Source organism: Rhizobium sp. BK008 (assembly GCF_014197345.1).
Lineage (GTDB): Bacteria > Pseudomonadota > Alphaproteobacteria > Rhizobiales > Rhizobiaceae > Rhizobium > Rhizobium anhuiense.
Map to the genome: position 1 here is coordinate 322,072 of NZ_JACIFK010000003.1, position 19,836 is coordinate 341,907.

The 19,836-nt window shown below is 62.4% G+C and carries 15 protein-coding genes; 11 read left to right on the plus strand and 4 right to left on the minus strand.

Going from position 1 to position 19,836, the window contains the following annotated elements:
- Nucleotides 1-56: 56 nt before the first annotated feature.
- Nucleotides 57-2,420 (minus strand): putative bifunctional diguanylate cyclase/phosphodiesterase, encoded by a 2,364-nt coding sequence (locus FHT69_RS16230; RefSeq protein ID WP_127429886.1) that lies wholly within the window; start codon nt 2,418-2,420, stop codon nt 57-59.
- A gap of 103 nt (nt 2,421-2,523) precedes the next feature.
- Here FHT69_RS16230 and FHT69_RS16235 point away from each other — a divergent pair, with 103 nt between their 5' ends.
- Nucleotides 2,524-3,324: a transporter substrate-binding domain-containing protein gene (locus tag FHT69_RS16235; protein ID WP_047612136.1), complete on the plus strand. Its 801-nt coding sequence runs from the start codon at nt 2,524-2,526 to the stop codon at nt 3,322-3,324.
- Nucleotides 3,325-3,413: 89 nt separating this feature from the next.
- Here the strand turns inward: FHT69_RS16235 and fdhA are convergent, their stop codons facing one another.
- Nucleotides 3,414-4,604 (minus strand): formaldehyde dehydrogenase, glutathione-independent, encoded by a 1,191-nt coding sequence (gene fdhA / locus FHT69_RS16240; protein WP_028757431.1) that lies wholly within the window; start codon nt 4,602-4,604, stop codon nt 3,414-3,416.
- Nucleotides 4,605-5,176: 572 nt separating this feature from the next.
- Nucleotides 5,177-6,082, minus strand: coding sequence for a DMT family transporter (locus FHT69_RS16245; RefSeq protein ID WP_127429887.1), 906 nt, complete (start codon nt 6,080-6,082; stop codon nt 5,177-5,179).
- Nucleotides 6,083-6,195: 113 nt separating this feature from the next.
- On the opposite strand from FHT69_RS16245, the gene FHT69_RS16250 reads away from it, so the two are divergent.
- On the plus strand, nt 6,196-7,059 hold the full coding sequence (locus tag FHT69_RS16250; protein WP_097542547.1) for a LysR substrate-binding domain-containing protein: 864 nt from the start codon (nt 6,196-6,198) through the stop codon (nt 7,057-7,059).
- On the opposite strand, the gene FHT69_RS16255 is transcribed toward FHT69_RS16250, so the two are convergent.
- Nucleotides 7,046-8,056, minus strand: a complete 1,011-nt coding sequence (locus FHT69_RS16255) for a GlxA family transcriptional regulator (RefSeq protein WP_244604761.1) — start codon at nt 8,054-8,056, stop codon at nt 7,046-7,048. The genes FHT69_RS16250 and FHT69_RS16255 overlap by 14 nt on opposite strands.
- Nucleotides 8,057-8,132: 76 nt before the next feature.
- Here FHT69_RS16255 and FHT69_RS16260 point away from each other — a divergent pair, with 76 nt between their 5' ends.
- From FHT69_RS16260 to FHT69_RS16300, 9 genes are all read left to right on the plus strand, one after another.
- Entirely contained in the window at nt 8,133-9,035 is a 903-nt protein-coding gene (locus FHT69_RS16260) for a 3-keto-5-aminohexanoate cleavage protein (RefSeq protein ID WP_063475777.1), read from the plus strand.
- A gap of 7 nt (nt 9,036-9,042) precedes the next feature.
- Nucleotides 9,043-10,533 (plus strand): carnitine 3-dehydrogenase, encoded by a 1,491-nt coding sequence (locus tag FHT69_RS16265; protein WP_127429888.1) that lies wholly within the window; start codon nt 9,043-9,045, stop codon nt 10,531-10,533.
- Between the two features lie 10 nt (nt 10,534-10,543).
- Nucleotides 10,544-11,704, plus strand: a complete 1,161-nt coding sequence (locus tag FHT69_RS16270) for an acyl-CoA dehydrogenase family protein (protein WP_063475779.1) — start codon at nt 10,544-10,546, stop codon at nt 11,702-11,704.
- 4 nt (nt 11,705-11,708) lie between these two features.
- A complete protein-coding gene (locus FHT69_RS16275; protein ID WP_127429889.1) occupies nt 11,709-13,763 on the plus strand; it encodes an acetate--CoA ligase family protein in 2,055 nt (684 codons plus the stop codon).
- 6 nt (nt 13,764-13,769) lie between these two features.
- A complete protein-coding gene (locus tag FHT69_RS16280; protein ID WP_097595551.1) occupies nt 13,770-14,552 on the plus strand; it encodes a carnitinyl-CoA dehydratase in 783 nt (260 codons plus the stop codon).
- Between the two features lie 118 nt (nt 14,553-14,670).
- On the plus strand, nt 14,671-16,260 hold the full coding sequence (locus FHT69_RS16285; RefSeq protein ID WP_047612155.1) for an ABC transporter substrate-binding protein: 1,590 nt from the start codon (nt 14,671-14,673) through the stop codon (nt 16,258-16,260).
- Nucleotides 16,261-16,357: 97 nt separating this feature from the next.
- Nucleotides 16,358-17,362: an ABC transporter permease gene (locus tag FHT69_RS16290; RefSeq protein ID WP_063475782.1), complete on the plus strand. Its 1,005-nt coding sequence runs from the start codon at nt 16,358-16,360 to the stop codon at nt 17,360-17,362.
- Complete coding sequence (locus tag FHT69_RS16295; RefSeq protein WP_047612159.1) at nt 17,359-18,186, plus strand: ABC transporter permease; 828 nt, start codon at nt 17,359-17,361, stop codon at nt 18,184-18,186. The genes FHT69_RS16290 and FHT69_RS16295 overlap by 4 nt, the downstream gene beginning before the upstream one ends.
- Nucleotides 18,179-19,810, plus strand: coding sequence for an ABC transporter ATP-binding protein (locus tag FHT69_RS16300; protein WP_097595550.1), 1,632 nt, complete (start codon nt 18,179-18,181; stop codon nt 19,808-19,810). Before FHT69_RS16295 ends, FHT69_RS16300 begins: the two co-directional genes overlap by 8 nt.
- The last annotated feature ends 26 nt before the right edge of the window (nt 19,811-19,836 follow it).

A 19,836-nucleotide genomic window follows, 5' to 3' on the forward strand; every position in this document is an offset into this window, starting at 1 on the left:
TTCGGGCGTCAACCGCCGTGCCCGGCGAAAGTTCCTGGCGGAAGATCAAAAGCCTCTCAGGCGACGGCGCTCGCGGCTTTGCGAAAACAATCGAGGTCGCCAACAGGAACCGGTTTGGAGAAGAAATAGCCTTGGAGATCGGTGCAGCCGAGGGCGGCCAGAAAGTCGCGTTGATATTCGGTTTCGACGCCTTCCGCCGTCGTCGAGATCCCGAGGTTGCGGCTGAGCGCGACGATGGCGCCGATGATGGCCGCTCCGTTGGCTTTTGTCCCGAGTTGCGAGACGAAGGATCGGTCGATCTTGATACGGTCGATATCGAAACGCACCAGATGGCTGAGGCAGGAAAAGCCGGTTCCGAAATCATCCAGCGAAATCTGAACACCTCGGCTGCGCAGCGACCTCAGCACGGTATAGACATCCGAATTATCCTCGATGAGCGAGGACTCGGTGAGCTCCAACTCGAGCTGGGACGGCGGCAGGCCGCTCTCCTGCAGCACGGCGAAGACTTCCTCGGCAAAATTCGGCCTTCTCAACTGGGCGGGAGACACGTTGACCGCAACAAATGTGCCTTCCGGCCATTTGCGGGCAGCCCTGCAGGCTTCGCGCAATACCCAGAAACCGAGAGCGTCGATGAGGCCGCCTTCCTCGGCGACTGGGATGAAGCTCGCAGGCGTCAACAATCCGCGCTGACTGTGACGCCAGCGCACCAGAGCCTCCGCGCCAGACGCCGTATATCCCGGCTCTGCACGATGTACCGTCTGGTAGTAGACCTCGAGCGATCCGTAGTCCGGCCTGTTCGCAAGCGGTTCGGATGGTGAACCGTCCGCGGAGGAGGCCGCACTTTTGGCCAGAACGTCCCGCAATTCGTTCTTGAGAATGTCGCGCGCATTCCTGCCGCCGTCCATGGATGGGGAATAGATGCGCCACTGGCCTCTCCCGCCCATCTTTGCCTCGTATAGCGCGACATCGGCGTAGCGCATGATGTCATCGGCATTCCGTCCGGCGTCCGGTACGACGGTCACGCCGATCGAGCCGCCGACCCGTGCGACGGCCTCGCCCCGCAAAAGCGGGAAGGGCTTGCCGAGTTCGGCAACGATCGCGTCGCATATTGCCGGCAAAACCTGATCATCATCCTTGATATCACGCAGAAGCAGGGCGAACTCGTCCCCTCCGAGCCGGGCAAGCGTGTCGCCCGGACGAAGCAGGGCGCGAATCCGTTCCGCAGCCATCCTGATGAGTTCATCGCCGGCGGCATGGCCGAACGTGTCGTTCACGGCCTTGAAGCGGTCGAGGTCGAGAAGTGCGACCGCCGAGCGCTCGGTCGAATTCTGCGTCTCGGCCAGGCACTCCTCAAACCGCATCGCGAACAAGGCGCGATTGGGAAGGTTGGTCAGCACATCATGCAAGGCGAGCTGCCTTGCGTGCAGCTCGCTTTTCTTCAACTCGCCGAGACTGCTTCGCAGGCGCACCAGCAGGACCGAGAACAGGATCGCGATCACCAGGGCGGCAATCGAAAGCGCCGGCATCAACCGGCCGATCACCCTCGAACCCGGAAGATCGGGCCGCCACACGATGAAGCCGATCGGCTCGCCGTTTGCCGTGGCGTCGATCTGGAAGGCAACTTCGTTTTCGTCTGCGTCGGCCGTGCGCGCGAAGCGCGCGCCGTTGAGGCCCTGTTGCCGGCTCAATTCGTCCAGCGCCGCACCGTCGATAAACCGCACGACGATCAGGAATTGCCGCATCGTCTGCCGTTGCCCCTCATCGGGTTCGTTGATGGCGACCACGCCGACGATCGTCGGCCGACCTTCCAGCCGCATCAGATTGGCGAGCGCTGGGTTGGAGCTGCCAGTGCTTGCAAGGCGGCTTTCCATTGAGGACGGTGTTCTCTCGTTGGAAACCGTGCCTTGTCTCAACCCAAGGCGGGCATCCTGAAGCAGCGGCAAAAACAGAGGCTTCATCCAGCGATAACGCTTTTCCGTTTGGGCGTCCGCCAGCATGAGCAACTGCGCCTTCTCGTCGACGACGAAGGCCTGATCGTAGCCGAAGGCGGACATTGCGGTCTGGCTGATCGCACTCCCGGCCGCCGCCGTCAGAACCGCGTCGAGGCTGGAGGAACCTCCGGCCGAACGGGCGGCGGGATAAACACGGGTGAGATAGCCGTTGCCGAACTGGCCGATGACATGCGCGACTTGATCGACCTGTTCGCGCAAGCGGGCATTGACAAGGTGGCGCTGTCGATCAAGGGCGGCAGCATCGCTCTCGGTTCCCGCCCACAGTGCCGACAGCACGACCAGTCCGATCGCTCCAAGCCCGCTGACGGCAATCAGAAACAGAATTCTCCCCGAAGCAATCCAGGACTGCTGAAACGTGTTGGAGCTGGAAGGAAGAACGATGTGCAAGCCTGGACCCCTGAACACCACGACACGGGCGCATTGGCCGAGGCTAACAAAGAAGCGTTCACGTAGAATTAAAAGCTGCGGCGCACTATGGGCGAGATCGATACGCCCCAAGGAGCTCCCGACGATGCGCATATCCATTCAGACTATCGTGCGCGGCGCGCTGATGACGGGCGCGGTGGGTGTCTTTCTGGCGATCTCGCCGCTCGAGGTGGCTGCGCAAGATCGCATGCCGATGAGAATTGCCGTCGAAGGTGCATTTCCGCCCTTCAATTATCTCGATGCGAATAACAAGCTGCAAGGCTTCGACATCGATATAGCCAATGCCCTCTGCGAGGTCGGCAAGTTCGAATGCGAATTCATCATCGAGAAGTGGGACGACATCATTCCCAATCTCGTTGCCGGGAAATACGACTCGATCATCTCATCCATGTCGATGAGCCTTGAGCGGCGTCAAAAGGTTGCCTTCACTGAAAAATACTACAACAGTCCGTCGGTATTTATTGCCCGGAAGGATTCCGCAATCAGCGATGTCAGCCCCGCCGCTCTCAGCGACAAAATTCTTGGCGTGACGTCGTCGACGGCGCAGGAATCCTATGCCAACCATCTTTATCCGGACATGAAAAAGACGGTGTTTCGGTCTTCGCCGGAATTATACAAAGGCCTGGCGGATGGGAGCGTGGACATTATTCTCGAGGATAAACTCGCCATCTACGACTGGATTGCGAACACGAAGGCGGGAAGCTGCTGCGAGTTCAAGGGGCCGGATCTGGTCGATATCACCTATTTTGGCGAAGGTGCCGGGATCGCGCTGCGCCTCGATGACAAGGAGCGCCTTGCGCGCCTGAACGAAGCGTTGAAGAGCATCAAGGCGGACGGGACCTACGACATGATCAACGCAAAATATTTTCCGTTCAGCATTCAGTAGTTCGTCACTCAAATTGTCATGTGACAAATGCGGAATGGCCGGTTTTCCGCCGGCCATCCCTGTCAGGTAAAGTTCCTCGGTCGCAATCGCTAGGCGGCTTTCGCGACCTCGCCGTGCGGATCGAGGACATATTTCGTCGCCGCGCCCTGGTCGAAGCTCTCATATCCACTGGCGGCATCGTCGAGCGGGATGACCTTGGCGTTGACGATATCCGCAATCGGCAGCCGGTCATGGAGGATCGCCTGCATGAGCTGGCGATTGTATTTGAGCACCGGGGTCTGGCCGGTGTGGAACGACTGCGCCTTGGCCCATCCGAGACCGAAACGCAGCGACAGATTGCCGTGTTTGGCGGCATTGTCGACGGCGCCCGGGTCTTCGGTGACATAGAGGCCGGGAATACCGATCGAACCTGCGGCGCGGGTAATCTCCATCATCTGGTTGAGCACGATCGCCGGCTGTTCGCCGCCCGAGTGGCCGCGGGCCTCGAAGCCGACCGCATCAATGGCGCTGTCCACCTCGTTGGTGCCGACGACCTGCGCGATCATATCGCCAAGACGGTCGCTCTTCGACAGGTCGATCGGCTCGAAGCCGACCTTGGCCGCATGCGCCAGACGATCCTTGTTGAAATCGCCGATCATCACGACAGCAGCGCCGAGAATGCGAGCCGAAGCTGCAGCCGCAAGGCCGACAGGGCCGGCGCCTGCCACATAGACGGTCGAGCCGACACCGACGCCTGCCCGCACGGCGCCATGGAAGCCGGTGGGCAGAATGTCGGAGAGCATGGTGAGATCGCGGATCTTCGCCATCGCCTTGTCCCGATCGGGGATTTTCAGCAGGTTGAAATCCGCATAGGGAATGGTGACGTAGCGTGCCTGCCCGCCGATCCAGCCGCCCATGTCGACATAACCGTAAGCACCGCCGGCGCGGGCCGGGTTCACCGTCAGGCAGACACCGGTGTCTTGAGACTTGCAGCAGCGGCAACGGCCGCAGGCGACATTGAACGGCACCGAGACGATATCGCCGACGTCGAGCATCTCGACGTCGATGCCTTTCTCGATGATTTCGCCGGTGATTTCATGACCGAGGACCAAGCCCGGCATCGCCGTCGTGCGGCCGCGGACCATGTGCTGGTCGGAGCCGCAGATATTGGTCGAGATCACCTTCAGGATCACACCGTGCTCGATGCGGCGGCCGTCGGGCGCTTCCAGCTTCGGGTCGTCGATGTCGCGAACTTCGACCTTGCCCGGCCGGAGATAGACGACGCCTCTATTCTTGCTCATGGATTCCTCCCACTTGTTTGAATGCCTCGATCTGCAACCGATGCAGCCGATGGCAACCTTCCCTCCGGCCTGCCTCCTCTGCAGCCCGGTCTACAACACAGGATACCGCCGCATCGGGCGATATTCGGATTTTGCAAAAACAGATTGGATGGAGAAGAGAAGTGAACGCCCGGGTTTTGCCTGTCGTTCTGCTCGCGATCGCCCGCCGCAATCCGTCGATTTGCTGTGCCAAGAGCTGGTTTCCGGCTCCAGAATCTCCTTTCGATCCGTCTCGATATCTCTCCGGATCTCTATCCGGCGATTTCCTTGAGGATTTCAGTTCTTCTACCGCTGCGGAACAGCGCCGGCGTCAGGCCGGTGTCCCAAGGTCCATTTCGCCAGTTTGCGAGATAGCGCTTTGAACACCACAAGCAAACCACGACTGACGGAAAACAGCGATCAAGAAAACGACATGGGCGCAACTCAAAGACGACAGTCGGCAAGGTCGCAATGGCTCGCTGCGTAGCGGAAATAATTGATCCCGCGAATACGGCGGTTTTTCGGATCGTCGGGGACGATTTGATATGGGAGACTTAGGCGCGATGTGGCCGCCGGCTGCGGTTGACGTCGATGGCCGTATGCCAGAGCACGGCGCCGAGGATGATCGCACCGCCGAAAAAGGTGGCGACGGGCGGCTGTTCGGAAAACAGCAGCCAGACCCAGAAGGGCGTGAGCACGATTTCCATCGTGCCGATCAGCGCCGCCTCCGCCGGCGGCATCCGCTTTGCCCCGGCAAGAAAGAGCACCAGCGCCAGGGAAAAATTGGTCGCGCCGAAGGCGGCAAGGACGATCCAGTTGTGCAGGTCGAGCGAGCCGACCGAACCGAACGGCGCGAAGAGAACGAGGGTCAGGAAAGCGCTGACCACGGTCGGCGGCAGGCTCGGCACCTGCGGACTGATGCGCGGAATGATGATGACGAGCGCGAAGGACGCCGTCATGCCGAGCGCCAGCAGATCGCCCCACCCCGTCCCGCCCCCGATCGACGAGGCGACGATGACCGCGACGCCGAGGAGCGAGACGCCGCCGGCAATCAGCGTCCGCCTGGCGACCCTCTCCTTGAGGATGAGCCAGCCGAGCAGTGCCGCGATGAAGGGCGCGGTCGCATAGATCATCGTCACATTGGCGACGGTGGTCATGTAAAGCGACCCGATGAAGCATCCCTGACTGAAGGTCTGGCATGCGATCATCGCAAGTCCGGACGGATGGAAGACGGAACGCCATTGCTGCCGTGAAATACCCCCCTCGAGGAAAAGGCAGGGGATCAGCAGGAACAGGCCGCCGAACAACGACCGCCAGGCGATCGCCGTCCATACGTCAGTGGTGAGCAGCCGCGAATAGACGCCGCTCGCGCTCCAGGCAAGCGTCGCGGCAATGATGAGAAGCACACCCTTCTCGTGCTCGCTGCCTGCGAGGTGTCTGGCCGGATTTTCAAGGGTCACGCGGATATTCTCAAAGAAGGAAGTCGAACGCGGCTCTTTTCTGCCTCAAGAATTGACATTAGACAAACGAATAGTAGAGATAGCTATCATCGATTTTTTCTATGGCTATTCCCATGCACGAGCCGATTGAGAGCGACCTGCTGAGGACCTTTCTTGTCGTCGCCGAGACCTCGAATTTCTCCGCGGCTGCCCAGCGCATCGGGCGGACGCAGTCGGCTGTCAGCACCCAGATCAAGAGGCTCGAGCAGACGATCGGCGAAGCTCTGTTCGAGCGCGGCGCCCGCGGTGTGCTGCTTACACGCCAGGGCATACAACTAGTGCCCTATGCCCGCCGGATCATCGACCTCCTAAGCGAGGCCGCCGCGACGATCCGCAGCAAACCGCTGGATGGGCCGGTGCGCATCGGAATTCCCGAGGAATACAGCCAGACGGTGCTGCCGGCGGCCCTTGCGGCTTTCGCCGTACGCCATCCGGCCGTCGAGGTCACGGTGTCCTGTGACTATACCGTCCGCAACCTCGCCGCCCTCGAGCGGGACGAACTCGATCTGGCCGTGGTCTTCGACTGGAGCGACCAGACGAAAGGCGAGGTCCTCTGTATCGACCCGACCGTCTGGGTCACATCCATGGTTCACCGGCTGCACGATATCGATCCCCTGCCGATTGCGACCTATCGTAACTCCACCTGGTCGCGCGATTATGCGCTCCGGTCGCTGGAGCAGATCGGCCGCCATTACCGGATCGCCTTCATCGCCGATACCGGCTCGGGGCTGAAGAATGCCGTGACCGCGGGCCTTGCCGTCACCACGCTGTGTCGCAGCAACATTCCGCCCGGCTGCCGCGAGTTGACTGCCGAAGACGGCTTCCCACCGGTCGATTCCTCGAAAGTCGTGCTCCGGCGCAATCCCTACCGATCCAGTGAGGCAGTTCGCGAACTCGCGGATATGTTACGAGACGCCTTCCAGCCTACGTCGGTGTGATGCGGCGGCGCAGACGGCGCCGGGTCTCGGACGGGCTTTCTGAAAAACTCGCGCGGTAGCTTCTCGCAAATGCCGAGGCCGAGTTGAAGCCGGTCGCCGCCGCGATGTCGGCGAAGGAGGCGGTCGTCTCGATCACCTTGCGGCGCGCCGCGTTCAGGCGCAGCGCGAGATAATGCACATGCGGCGGCGCGCCGATGTTCTGCTGGAAGAGATCCTGCAGATGCCGGGCGCTGATGCCCACCCTGCGGGCGAGCCGCGTGAGAATCAGAGGCTGCTCGATATGCTCCTCCATGAGCTTTACTGCCTGCGCCACGCGGGGATCGTGCATGCGCAATCCCGCCGAGGCTGCCGAAAGCGGCTCATCGGCATGGAAGGACGGCTGCTCGTAGCGAAACAGCCGGCTGACTTCGAGCGCCAGCGAATAACCCTGCCGCTGCCGGATCACCTCCAGCATCAGGTCGACGGTCGGAAGCGAACCTGAGGTCGTCAGCCGCTTGCCGTCGATGACAAAGCGATCCTTGACCGCTCGCACTTGCGGATAGGCCAGCGCAAAATCCTCGTAGTCCTCCCAATGAACGGTCGCCGGCAGTCCGTCGAGCAGGCTTGCTTCCGCCAGCAGCCATGTGCCGGATTCGATGCCGGCAATCACCGTACGGTAGCGGGCAGCCTGGGAGAGCTGCATCTTCAGCGCCGGCGTAGCACTTCGGCGCCAGTTGTAGCTGGCAAGCACGAAAAGCGGCGTATCCTCGGTCGTCGCCTTGAAAGCGCCTTGGGCGGGCACGGCAATATCGCTGGTGGTCGGGACCGGTGCTCCATCCGGCGTCAGCAGCCGCCAGCGATAGAGCTCGCTGCCGGAAATGCGGTTGGCGCCGCGCAGCGGCTCGATGACCGAGGCGATCAGGATCAAATTCGCGTCCGGCAGGACGAGAAGGTCAATGTCGAGCCGTTCCGTCGATCGCTGCAGCAAGGTCGCCTCCGTCGAGTTCCGATAATGTATCGATTACTTCCGAAAGTGCAACGCATCGCCATCCATCCTGTCGCGTAATGCTGACAAGACGAGGGAGAACAAGAACATGCCTCTTGCGATGAACCGCGATGTTTTCATCACCTGTGCCGTCACCGGCGCCGGCGATACGGTTTCCAAATCCAGCCACGTGCCGATCACGCCCAAGCAGATCGCCGAGTCCGCCATCGACGCGGCAAAGGCCGGGGCTGCGGTGGTCCACTGCCATGTCCGGGATCCGGACACGGGTGCCGCCAGCCGCCGCAACGACCTCTACAGGGAAGTCACCGACCGCATCCGCTCGGCCGATATCGACGTCGTGCTCAATCTCACCGCCGGCATGGGCGGGGACCTGATCTTCGGCGATGTCGAAAGCCCCCTTCCCCTCAATCCGAAGGGCACCGATATGGCCGGCGCCACCGAGCGCGTCAGCCATGTCGCCGAATGCCTGCCTGAGATCTGCACGCTCGACTGCGGCACGATGAACTTCAACCTCGGCGACTATGTCATGACCAACACGCCGGCCATGCTGCGGGCGATGGCGAAGAAGATGACCGATCTCGGCGTGCGGCCCGAGATTGAAGCCTTCGACACCGGCCATCTCTGGTTTGCCAAGCAGCTTGCCGAGGAAGGCCTGATCGAAGATCCGGTGCTGATCCAGCTCTGCATGGGCATTCCCTGGGGCGCGCCGGACGATCTCAATACCTTTATGGCGATGGTCAACAACGTTCCGCAGAGTTGGACCTTCTCAGCCTTTTCGATCGGCCGTAACGCCATGGCCTATCCGGCGGCCGCGGTTCTCGCCGGCGGCAACGTGCGCGTCGGCCTGGAGGACAACCTTTTCGTCGGCAAGGGCCAGCTCGCCACCAATGCGCAGCTCGTGGAAAAGGCGGTGCAGGTGGTCGAAGGCATGGGTGCCCGGATCATCGGTCCGGAAGACGTTCGCAAGAAACTCAAACTGACGAAGCGCTGAGGACGGCATGACACGGATCAACAAGGCGGCCTGTATCGGCGGCGGCGTCATCGGCGGCGGATGGATCGCGCGTTTCCTGCTGGCCGGCATCGACGTCGATGTGTTCGACCCGCATCCGGAGGCGAACCGCATCGTCGGCGAGGTGCTCGCCAACGCCGAAAAAGCCTATGCCATGCTGACCGGCGCGCCCCTGCCGCCGCGCGGCAGGCTGACCTTCTGCACGACGCTCGCGGAAGCCGTCGCTGGCGCCGACTGGATTCAGGAAAGCGTGCCGGAACGGCTCGACCTCAAGCGCGGAGTCCTGACCGAGATCGATGCCGCGGCGCGCCCGGACGCCCTGATCGGCTCTTCCACTTCGGGCCTGCTGCCGTCCGATCTGCAGCGCGACATGAAGCATCCCGAGCGCCTCTTCGTCGCCCATCCCTATAACCCCGTCTATCTCTTGCCGCTCGTCGAAATCGTCGGCGGTGAAAAGACCTCGGCGGCGACCATCCAGGCGGCGATGGAAAGACTGGCGCCGATCGGCATGAAGGGCGTCCACATCGCCAAGGAGATCGAGGCCTTCGTCGGCGACCGGCTGCTCGAAGCTCTGTGGCGCGAGGCTCTGTGGCTGATCCATGACGATATCTGCACCGTCGAGACGCTCGATGACGTCATCCGCTACTCTTTCGGCCTGCGTTGGGCGCAGATGGGCCTGTTCCAGACCTACCGCATCGCCGGCGGCGAGGCCGGCATGCGCCACTTCCTCGCCCAGTTCGGTCCCTGCCTCGCCTGGCCCTGGACCAAGCTCACCGATGTCGTCGATCTCGACGATGCGCTGATCGAAAAGATCGGCCGGCAATCCGACGAACAGGCGGCCGGCGTGTCGATCCGCGAGCTTGAACGCATCCGTGACGAAAACCTCGTCGGCATCCTGCAGGCCCTCAAGGGCGGCGATGGCGGCAAGGGCTGGGGCGCCGGCAAGCTCTTGAAGGACTTCGAGCAATCGCTCTGGGCACAAGGCGGCGGGACGACTGCGTCTGTCGACCCGTCGAAACCGCTGAGGCTCGTCGAGACGAAAGTCAGCCCTGCCTGGGTCGACTATAACGGCCATATGACCGAACACCGCTACCTTCAGGTTTTCGGCGATACCTCGGATGCGCTGCTGCGCCTCATCGGCGTCGATGTCGCCTATGTTGAGGCGGGGCACAGCTACTATACGGTGGAAACCCACATCCGCCATCTCGGCGAGGCAAAGCTCGGCCAGACGATCCATTCGACCTGCCGGGTCCTCTCCGTCGACGACAAGCGGCTGCATGTCTTCCATACGTTGCACGATACGGCGACGGGCGAGGCCATTGCCACCGCCGAGCACATGTTGCTGCATGTCGACAGCAAGGCCGGCAAGGCCACGCCGGCGCCGGCCGTCATTCTCGACAAGGTCAAGGCGATCGCCGAAGCGCAGGCGAATTTGGCCGCGCCTGAAGGCGTCGGCCGTCACGTCGGCCAGAAACGGTAGGAGGATCGGCATGGATTTCGGATTGAGCGAAGAACAGGAAATGATCGTCGAGACGGTCCGCGCCTTCGTCGAGACCGAAATTTATCCGCACGAAAACGAGGTCGAGCGCACAGGCATCGTCCCGCCGGAGCTCGGAGACGAGATCCGGCGCAAATGCATCGATCTCGGCTTCTACGCCTGCAATTTCCCGGAGGAGGTCGGCGGCGCCGGCCTCGATCACGTCACCTTCACGCTGGTCGAGCGGGAGCTCGGGCGCGGTTCCCTCGGGCTGACGGTTTTCTTCGGCCGGCCCTCCGGCATCCTGATGGCCTGCGAGGGCGAGCAGCGAGAGCGCTACCTCCTGCCCGCCGTGCGCGGCGAGAAGATCGACGCGCTTGCGATCACCGAACCGGACGCCGGTTCCGATATGCGCGGGATGAAATGCGCCGCCCGCCGCGACGGCGGCGACTTCGTCCTCAATGGCACGAAACACTTTATTTCGCATGCCGATGTCGCCGATTTCGTCATTGTCTTTGCCGCGACGGGTGAGGAAGAAACGCCGAAAGGCATCAAGAAGAAGATCACCGCCTTCCTGGTGGATCGCGGCACGCCGGGCTTCGAAATCCGCAAGGGCTATGATTCCGTTTCGCATCGTGGCTACCACAACTCGACGCTCAGCTTCGAAGATTGCCGGATACCCGAAGCCCAGGTGCTGGGCGAGGTGCATCGCGGCTTCGACATAGCCAATCAATGGCTCTACGGCACGCGGCTGACGGTTGCCGCCACCTGCGTCGGCCGGGCACGGCGCGTCTTCGACATGACGCTGCCCTATGCCGCCGAGCGCAAGCAGTTCGGCAAGCCGATCGGCGCCAATCAGGGGGTGTCGTTCAAGCTCGCCGATATGATCACCGAGATCGACGCAGCCGATTGGCTGACACTTGCCGCCGCCTGGCGGCTTGATGCCGGGCTGCCTGCAGACCGGCAGATCGCCTCGGCCAAGCTTTACTCCTCGGAAATGCTCGCCCGGGTCACCGATGAGGCGATCCAGATCTTCGGCGGCATGGGCCTGATGGACGACCTGCCGCTCGCCCGCTTCTGGCGCGATGCGCGCGTCGAGCGCATCTGGGATGGCACCTCCGAAATCCAGCGGCATATCATCAGCCGCGACCTGCTTAGACCTTTGGGAGCGTGAGCCGATGACATCTCGCCCGCTCGACCGCCTGCTCAGACCGCAAACGATCGCCGTCTTCGGTGGCCGCGAGGCGCGCAGGGTGATCGAGCAGTGTGATCGTATGGGTTTTGCCGGCGAGATCTGGCCTGTCCATCCGAAGCTCGACGAGGTGCTCGGACGGCGCTGCTATCGCTCGGTCTCGGATCTGCCGTCAGCGCCGGATGCCGCCTTCGTCGGCGTCAACAGGACGCTGACCGTCGAGATCGTCCGCAGCCTTTCTGAAGCCGGTGCCGGCGGGGCGGTCTGTTATGCATCGGGTTTCAGCGAGGCGACGGGTGAACTTGAGGATGGCGCCGAGCTGCAGCGGGCCCTGCTGGAGGCAGCGGGCGATATGCCGATCCTCGGGCCGAATTGCTACGGGCTGATCAACGGTCTGGACGGCGCGCTGCTCTGGCCCGATCAGCATGGCATGCAGCGCATCGAACGTGGCGTCGCGATTCTCACGCAGTCCTCCAATATCGCCATCAACCTGACCATGCAGACCCGTGGGCTGCCGATCGCCTATGTGGTCACGGCCGGCAACCAGGCGCAGACATCGCTTGCCGATGTCGCCTGCGCATTGATCGACGACCCACGCGTTACAGCGGTCGGCCTTCATGTCGAAGGCTTCGGCGATCTCGCTGCTCTCGAACGCCTGGCCGCCATCGCCCGGTGGTCGAGGAAGCCGGTCGTCGTGCTGAAGGTCGGCAGATCGGAACAGGCAAAACGTGCGGCCGTATCACACACCGCCTCGCTTGCCGGCAGCGATGCCGTCGCCGATGCCGTACTGGCCCGTCTCGGCCTTGGCCGTGTCCAGACCTTGCCGGCACTGCTCGAAACCCTGAAGCTGCTGCATGTCGCCGGCCCGCTTGCAAGCCATTCGATCTCGTCGATGAGCTGCTCGGGGGGCGAAGCCTCGCTGATGGCGGATGCCGCCGTCGGTCGCAAGGTGGAATTCCCGGCGCTGCAGCCGCAACAGCTACCGCGTCTGCGGCGGGTGCTGGGCGAGATGGTGACGCTTTCCAATCCGCTCGACTACCACACCTTCGTCTGGGGCGATCTCGCACGCCAGACCGAAGCCTTCGGCGCCATGTTCGAAGGCGGCTATGCCCTCAATCTCGTCGTGCTCGACTTCCCGCGTGGCGACCGCTGCGATGCCTCCGAATGGGCGATGACGGCGGATGCGGTCATTGCGGCCGCCGCCGCAACCGGTGCGCTGGCCGGCGTGCTGGCGACCCTTCCGGAAAACATGCCCGAGCCGATCGCAGATCGGCTGATGGCGAATGGCATCGTCGCCTTCTGCGGCATCGACGAAACCATCATTGCAGCGGAAGTCGCCGCCGGCATCGGCCAAGCCTGGAAAGCGCCGCCTCCCTTGCCGCTGCTCGACGTGCCGTCCATGGGCGGCGAGATCGAGACGCTGACGGAAGCCGATGCAAAGACGGAACTTGCTGCCTGCGGCCTCCCTGTTCCTCGGGGGCTGCAGGCTTTTTCGTCCCGGGAAGCTGCCGAGCAGGCCGAGCGGCTCGGTTTCCCCGTCGTGCTGAAAGCTCTCGGCATTGCCCACAAGACCGAGGCCGGCGCTGTCGCACTCAACCTTAGGAATAGTGAGGCAGTGTCGGATGCGGCGGCGGCCATGCCGCCGAATTCAGGTTATCTCGTCGAGAAGATGATCAATCCGCCGGTTGCCGAGCTCATTGTCGGCGCCATCCGCGACCCCGTCTTCGGATTGTCACTTACGCTTGGAGCGGGCGGAATCTTCGTTGAATTGCTTGAAGATTCTATCCTTTTGCCGCTTCCGGCGACAAAAACCGACATTCACGCGGCGATTTCACGGCTTAAACTTGCAAAATTGATCTATGGCTATCGCGGGAGACCAAAAGGCGACCTCGAGGCCGTCGTCGATGCTGTCTCAGCAGCGGCAGATTATGTCGTAATGAACGCGGCACGCCTGGAGGAACTGGACATTAATCCGTTGATGGTTCTTCCCGAAGGGGACGGCGTTGTCGCAGTCGATGCCCTGATACGGCGGAGGAGGTAGCATAGGTTGAGCGATCCCATTCGCACACGACAGGACGGCGGAGTCCTCGAAGTCGTCATCGACCGGCCGAAGGCGAACGCCATCGACCTTTCGACCAGCCGTGCCCTGGGCTTGATCTTCCGGGATTTCCGCGACGATCCGGCATTGCGTGTCGCCATCGTCTCGGGTGCCGGCGAGAAGTTTTTCTGTGCCGGATGGGATCTCAAGGCGGCGGCATCAGGCGATGCAGTCGACGGGGATTACGGTGTCGGCGGCTTCGGTGGGCTGCAGGAACTGCGCGACCTCAACAAGCCGGTCATTTGTGCGGTCAACGGCATCTGTTGCGGCGGCGGACTGGAGATCGCGCTTTCTGCCGACCTGATCATCGCCGCCGAGCATGCGACCTTCGCTCTGCCGGAAATCCGCTCGGGCACGGTTGCCGATGCGGCTTCGATCAAGCTGCCGAAGCGCATCCCCTACCACATCGCCATGGACATGCTTTTGACGGGGCGCTGGCTCGACGTCCACGAGGCGCATCGCTGGGGTTTCGTCAACGAGGTCCTGCCGGCCGACAGACTGATGGAGAGAGCATGGGAGCTTGCCCGGCTGCTCGAAAGCGGGCCGCCGCTCGTCTATGCCGCCATCAAGGAAATCGTGCGCGAAGCGGAGGGTTCGACATTCCAGACTGCCATGAACAAGGTCACCAAGCGGCAGTTTGCGACGGTCGACAAACTCTATTCGAGCGAGGACCAATTGGAAGGCGCGCGGGCCTTCGCCGAGAAGCGAAGCCCCATTTGGAAAGGAAAATGACCAGGCGGCAGCAACCGCACTATTTTCCCGCATGATGCGGGCGACGGAGGTGGAGAGGAAACCGCCTGCGGATCTGCCCGGAAGTTCTGTCAACGCACCATAAAGAAGGAACTGGGGAATGAACGACTACACCAAATATCTCGCAAGCCGTGTCACCGCCGGCGGGCTCAGCCGCCGCGAATTCATGGGACGCGCCATGGCGGCGGGCATCACACTTGCCGTCGCCGACAAGCTCTTCACCGAAAGTGCACAAGCCGCCGAACCGAAACGCGGTGGCCACTTGAAGCTCGGCCTCGAAGGAGGTGCCGCCACCGATTCGAAGGATCCGGCAAAGTTCCTGTCGCAGGTCATGTTCTGTATCGGCCGCTGCTGGGGCGACATGCTGGTCGAGTCCGACCCGCTGACGGGTGCCGCCGTGCCCTCGCTTGCCGAATCCTGGGAGCCCTCGAAGGACGCTGTCACCTGGACCTTCAAGATCCGCAAGGGCGTCAAGTTCCACGATGGCAAGGAACTGACGATCGACGACGTCGTTGCGACGCTGAAGCGCCACACCGACGCAAAGTCGGAATCCGGTGCGCTCGGTGTTCTCGGCTCGATCAAGGAGATCAAGGCCGACGGCGGCAATCTCGTGCTGACGCTCAGCGAAGGCAATGCCGACATGCCGCTTCTGCTGTCGGACTACCACCTGGTCATCCAGCCGAACGGCGGCGTCGACGATCCGCTGGCCTCGATCGGCACCGGCCCCTACAAGATGACGAGCTTCGAGCCCGGCGTCCGCGCCACCTTCGAAAGGAACAAGGACGACTGGCGCACCGACCGGGGCTATGTCGATTCGATCGAAATCATCGGCATGAACGATGCCACTGCCCGCATCGCGGCGCTTTCGTCCGGTCAGGTGCACTACATCAACCGCGTCGACCCGAAGACCGTCAACCTGCTGAAGCGTGCGCCGAATGTCGAGATCCTCTCGACCGCCGGCCGTGGGCACTACGTCTTCATCATGCATTGCGACAAGGCGCCATTCGATAATAACGACCTGCGCCTGGCTCTCAAATACGCCATGGACCGCGAGACCATGGTGCAGAAGATCCTCGGCGGCTACGGCAAGGTCGGCAACGACTTCCCGATCAACAGCACCTATGCGCTGTTCCCCGAGGGCATCGAGCAGCGCGTTTACGATCCCGACAAGGCCGCCTTCCACTACAAGAAGTCCGGCCATAGCGGCTCGGTCCTCCTGCGCACCTCCGAAGTCGCCTTCCCCGGCGCCGTCGACGCGGCCGTCCTCTATCAGGAAAGCTGCAAGAAGGCCGGCATCGAGATCGAGGTCAAGCGCGAGCCGGGCGACGGCTACTGGACCAACGTCTGGAACGTTCAGCCCTTCTCGACCTCCTATTGGGGTGGCCGTCCGACGCAGGACCAGATGTATTCCACCGCCTATCTCTCGACGGCGGATTGGAACGACACCAAGTTCAAGCGTCCTGACTTCGACAAGCTGCTGCTGCAGGCCCGCTCCGAATTGGACGAAGCCAAGCGCAAGGACATGTACCGCACCATGGCGATGATGGTGCGCGACGAGGGCGGGGTGATCCTGCCGATGTTCAACGATTTCGTGAACGCCTCCACCAAGCAGGTGAAGGGTTATGTCCACGACATCGGCAACGACATGTCGAACGGCTACGTCGCAACCCGCGTCTGGCTGGACGCCTGAGGATAAAGGGGCGTTTGCCCCCTCCGATCTCCAACGAAGCCGGGACCGTGGGATGAAACCCGCGGTCCTCCCGCCGTTTTAGCGCGAGGTCCTCGCCATGACCAATCCTGCCCCCAGCATCTTGCCCGGCCTCGGGTTGCGGCAGCGTTTTCCGCTGCTGGCCCTCATCCTCGAGCGCTTCGTGCTCAGTCTCGTCCTGCTTTTTGCCGTTTCCATCCTGATCTTCGGCGGCCTGGAAGCCCTGCCCGGCGATTTTGCCACCACCTATCTCGGCCAGTCGGCGACGCCGCAGGCGGTTGCCAATATTCGTCAGGATCTCGGGCTGAACCGTCCGGTCACGACGCGCTACGTCGAGTGGCTCGGCAATGCCGTCCAGGGAGACTTCGGCACCTCCTGGGCCAGCAAGAATTCGGTGAGCGAGCAGATCGGCAAACGCCTTGGCAATTCGCTTTTCCTGGCGGGTTTCGCAGCGGTGATCTCGGTGCCGCTCGCCGTCGGCCTTGGCATGCTGTCGGTGCATTTCCGCAATCGGCTACCGGATAAGATCATCAACGTGATCTCGCTTGCGGCGATCTCGCTGCCGGAATTCTTCATCGGCTACCTGCTGATCCTCTTCTTCGCGGTGAACCTTGGCATGGCGACCTTCCCGGCGACGGTCTATGACAGCATGGGTTTCGGCGAGCGGTTGAAGGCGATCGCGCTGCCGACGGCGACGCTCGTGCTCGTCGTGCTTGCGCACATGATGCGCATGACGCGGGCGGCGATCCTCTCCGTCATGTCGTCGGCCTATATGGAGACGGCAGAGCTGAAGGGCCTCAGCGCCTTCCGCGCGATCGTCAAGCACGCCGCTCCCAATGCGCTCGCCCCGATCATCAATGTCATCGCGCTGAACCTTGCCTATCTCGTGGTCGGCGTCGTCGTTGTCGAAGTGGTCTTCGTCTATCCCGGCATGGGGCAATATATGGTCGATGCGGTCACCGTGCGCGATATGCCCGTCGTGCAGGCCTGCGGCCTGATCTTCGCGGCCGTCTACATCTTCCTCAACATGACGGCCGATATCCTTGCGATTATCGCCAATCCCCGGCTGAGGCATCCGCGATGAGATTGAGAGACATCCCCATCACCGCCTGGATCGGCATGGCCGGTATCGCCATCGCCTTCATCTTCGCTATCTTTGCACCCTGGCTCGCCCCCTATGGCGAGACGCAGGTCGTCGGCGACGTCTGGCAGCTGCCGGATAATCAATATATCTTCGGCCTCGACAATCTAGGCCGCGATATCCTCTCGCGCCTGATCTACGGCGCGCGCACGACGCTGCTGGTCTCGTCCGCCGCCACCGTCATCTCCTTCTCGCTCGGCATTATCCTGAGCTTCACCGCTGCCGTCTCGCGCGGCATCATCGACACGGTGTTTTCCCGCTTCAACGATCTGATGATGTCGATCCCGACGCTGATCTTCGCGCTGGTCGTTCTGGCGGTCCTGCCGCAAAATATCGTCGTGCTGATCCTTGTCATGGCGATCCTCGATTCCACCCGCGTCTACCGTCTCGGCCGCGCTGTGGCGCTCGATGTCGCGGTGATGGAATTCGTCGAGGCGGCCAAGCTGCGCGGCGAAGGCAAGCTCTGGATCATCTTCCGCGAAATCCTGCCAAACACGCTGTCGCCGCTGCTGGCCGAGTTCGGGCTGCGCTTCGCCTTCTCGATCCTGTTCCTCTCGACGCTTTCCTTCCTCGGCCTCGGCATTCAGCCGCCGGCGGCCGATTGGGGCGGCATGGTCAAGGACAACAAGGACGGCATCATCTTCGGCATATCGGCAGCATTGGTGCCGGGCACGGCGATCGCCGTGCTTGCCGTCTGTGTCAACCTCGTCGTCGACTGGCTCCTGAAACGCACATCCAGCCTCAAGGGAGGGCGCGGCGATGCCTGAGCTTCTTTCCGTTCGCAATCTGAAGATCGAAGCAACCAGCTACCCGCCGGGCGAACCGCCCAGGCGGGTGACGATCGTCGACGGCGTTTCCTTCGATCTGCAAAAGGGCAAGGTTCTCGGCCTCATCGGGGAATCGGGCGCCGGCAAGTCGACGATCGGCCTTTCCGCACTCGCCTATGGCCGGGGTGGAGCCGAAATCACCGGCGGCGAGGTCTTGCTCGACGGTGCCAATATCCTGGCGCTCGGCAAGAACGGCATCCGTCAAATCCGCGGCGCGCGGGTCTGCTATGTGGCGCAGTCTGCGGCCGCTGCCTTCAATCCCGCCCATCGACTCGGCGATCAGGTGATCGAAGCCTCTGTCAAGCATGGTTTGATGACGAAGGACGAGGCGCGCAAGCGTGCGCTTTATCTGTTCGGGGTTCTCGGCCTGCCCAATCCCCAAACCTTCGGCGAGCGCTTTCCCCATCAGGTCTCCGGCGGCCAGTTGCAGCGGGCGATGACGGCGATGGCGCTCTGCTCCAACCCCGAACTGATCGTCTTCGACGAGCCGACCACGGCGCTCGACGTCACCACGCAGATCGACGTGCTGGCGGCGATCAAGCATGCGATCGAGGAAACGCATACCGCCGCCCTCTACATCACCCACGATCTCGCCGTCGTCGCCCAGATCTCGGACGACATCATGGTTCTGCGCTATGGCAAGCAAGTGGAATATGGCAGCGTCGAGCAGATCATCGAGGCACCGCGGGAGGATTATACGCGCGCCCTCGTCAATGTCAGACAGGCCTATCGCGAGGAAGCCGCCGATCAGTCCACGGCACTCCTTAAGGTGGAAAATGTCAGCGCCGAATATTCCAACGGCTTCAAGGTGCTGCACGATGTCTCGCTGCACGTGCCGAAGGGCCAGACACTCGCGGTCGTCGGCGAGTCCGGCTCGGGCAAGTCGACCCTGGCGCGCGTCATCACCGGCCTGTTGCCGCCGAGCAGCGGACGCATCGTCTTTGACGGCAAACCGCTGATGCCAGGCCTCAAGAGCCGGCCGAACGACGACCTGAGGCGCATCCAGCTGATCTACCAGATGGCCGATACGGCGATGAACCCGCGGCAGACGGTCCGCGACATCATCGGCCGGCCGCTGACCTTCTATTATGGCCTCAGAGGTGCCGAGAAGACCGCCCGGGTCAAGGAACTGCTCGACCAGATCGAAATGGGCAAGGGCTTCGTCGATCGCTACCCCGCCGAACTCTCCGGCGGCCAGAAGCAACGCGTGGCGATCGCCAGAGCGCTGGCCGCCAAGCCCGAACTCATCCTCTGCGACGAGCCGACCTCGGCGCTCGATCCGCTGGTGGCGGACGGTATCCTCAAGCTGCTCCTGCGCCTGCAGGAAGAAGAGCAGTTGTCCTATGTCTTCATCACCCACGATATCGCGATCGTCCGGGCGATCGCCGACAGCGTGGCGGTGATGCATCGCGGCAAGCTGGTGCGGTTCGGCCCGAAATCGACGGCGCTGTCGCCGCCCTTTGACGATTACACCGATCTGCTGTTGAAATCCGTACCGGAAATGGAAATCGGCTGGCTGGAACGGGTGCTCGCCACGCGTCGCATGGAGAGCGCCGGTAACTGAGTTGACTAGGTGACTTGACGAGGGGC

What these genes read in the sequence shown, in the direction of transcription:
- FHT69_RS16235 (WP_047612136.1), top strand. Translation starts at nt 2,524, where the DNA reads ATGCGCATATCCATTCAGACTATCGTGCGCGGCGCGCTGATGACGGGC.
- fdhA (WP_028757431.1), bottom strand. Translation starts at nt 4,604, where the DNA reads ATGAGCAAGAATAGAGGCGTCGTCTATCTCCGGCCGGGCAAGGTCGAA.
- FHT69_RS16250 (WP_097542547.1), top strand. Translation starts at nt 6,196, where the DNA reads ATGCACGAGCCGATTGAGAGCGACCTGCTGAGGACCTTTCTTGTCGTC.
- FHT69_RS16260 (WP_063475777.1), top strand. Translation starts at nt 8,133, where the DNA reads ATGCCTCTTGCGATGAACCGCGATGTTTTCATCACCTGTGCCGTCACC.
- FHT69_RS16265 (WP_127429888.1), top strand. Translation starts at nt 9,043, where the DNA reads ATGACACGGATCAACAAGGCGGCCTGTATCGGCGGCGGCGTCATCGGC.
- FHT69_RS16270 (WP_063475779.1), top strand. Translation starts at nt 10,544, where the DNA reads ATGGATTTCGGATTGAGCGAAGAACAGGAAATGATCGTCGAGACGGTC.
- FHT69_RS16275 (WP_127429889.1), top strand. Translation starts at nt 11,709, where the DNA reads ATGACATCTCGCCCGCTCGACCGCCTGCTCAGACCGCAAACGATCGCC.
- FHT69_RS16285 (WP_047612155.1), top strand. Translation starts at nt 14,671, where the DNA reads ATGAACGACTACACCAAATATCTCGCAAGCCGTGTCACCGCCGGCGGG.
- FHT69_RS16290 (WP_063475782.1), top strand. Translation starts at nt 16,358, where the DNA reads ATGACCAATCCTGCCCCCAGCATCTTGCCCGGCCTCGGGTTGCGGCAG.
- FHT69_RS16295 (WP_047612159.1), top strand. Translation starts at nt 17,359, where the DNA reads ATGAGATTGAGAGACATCCCCATCACCGCCTGGATCGGCATGGCCGGT.
- FHT69_RS16300 (WP_097595550.1), top strand. Translation starts at nt 18,179, where the DNA reads ATGCCTGAGCTTCTTTCCGTTCGCAATCTGAAGATCGAAGCAACCAGC.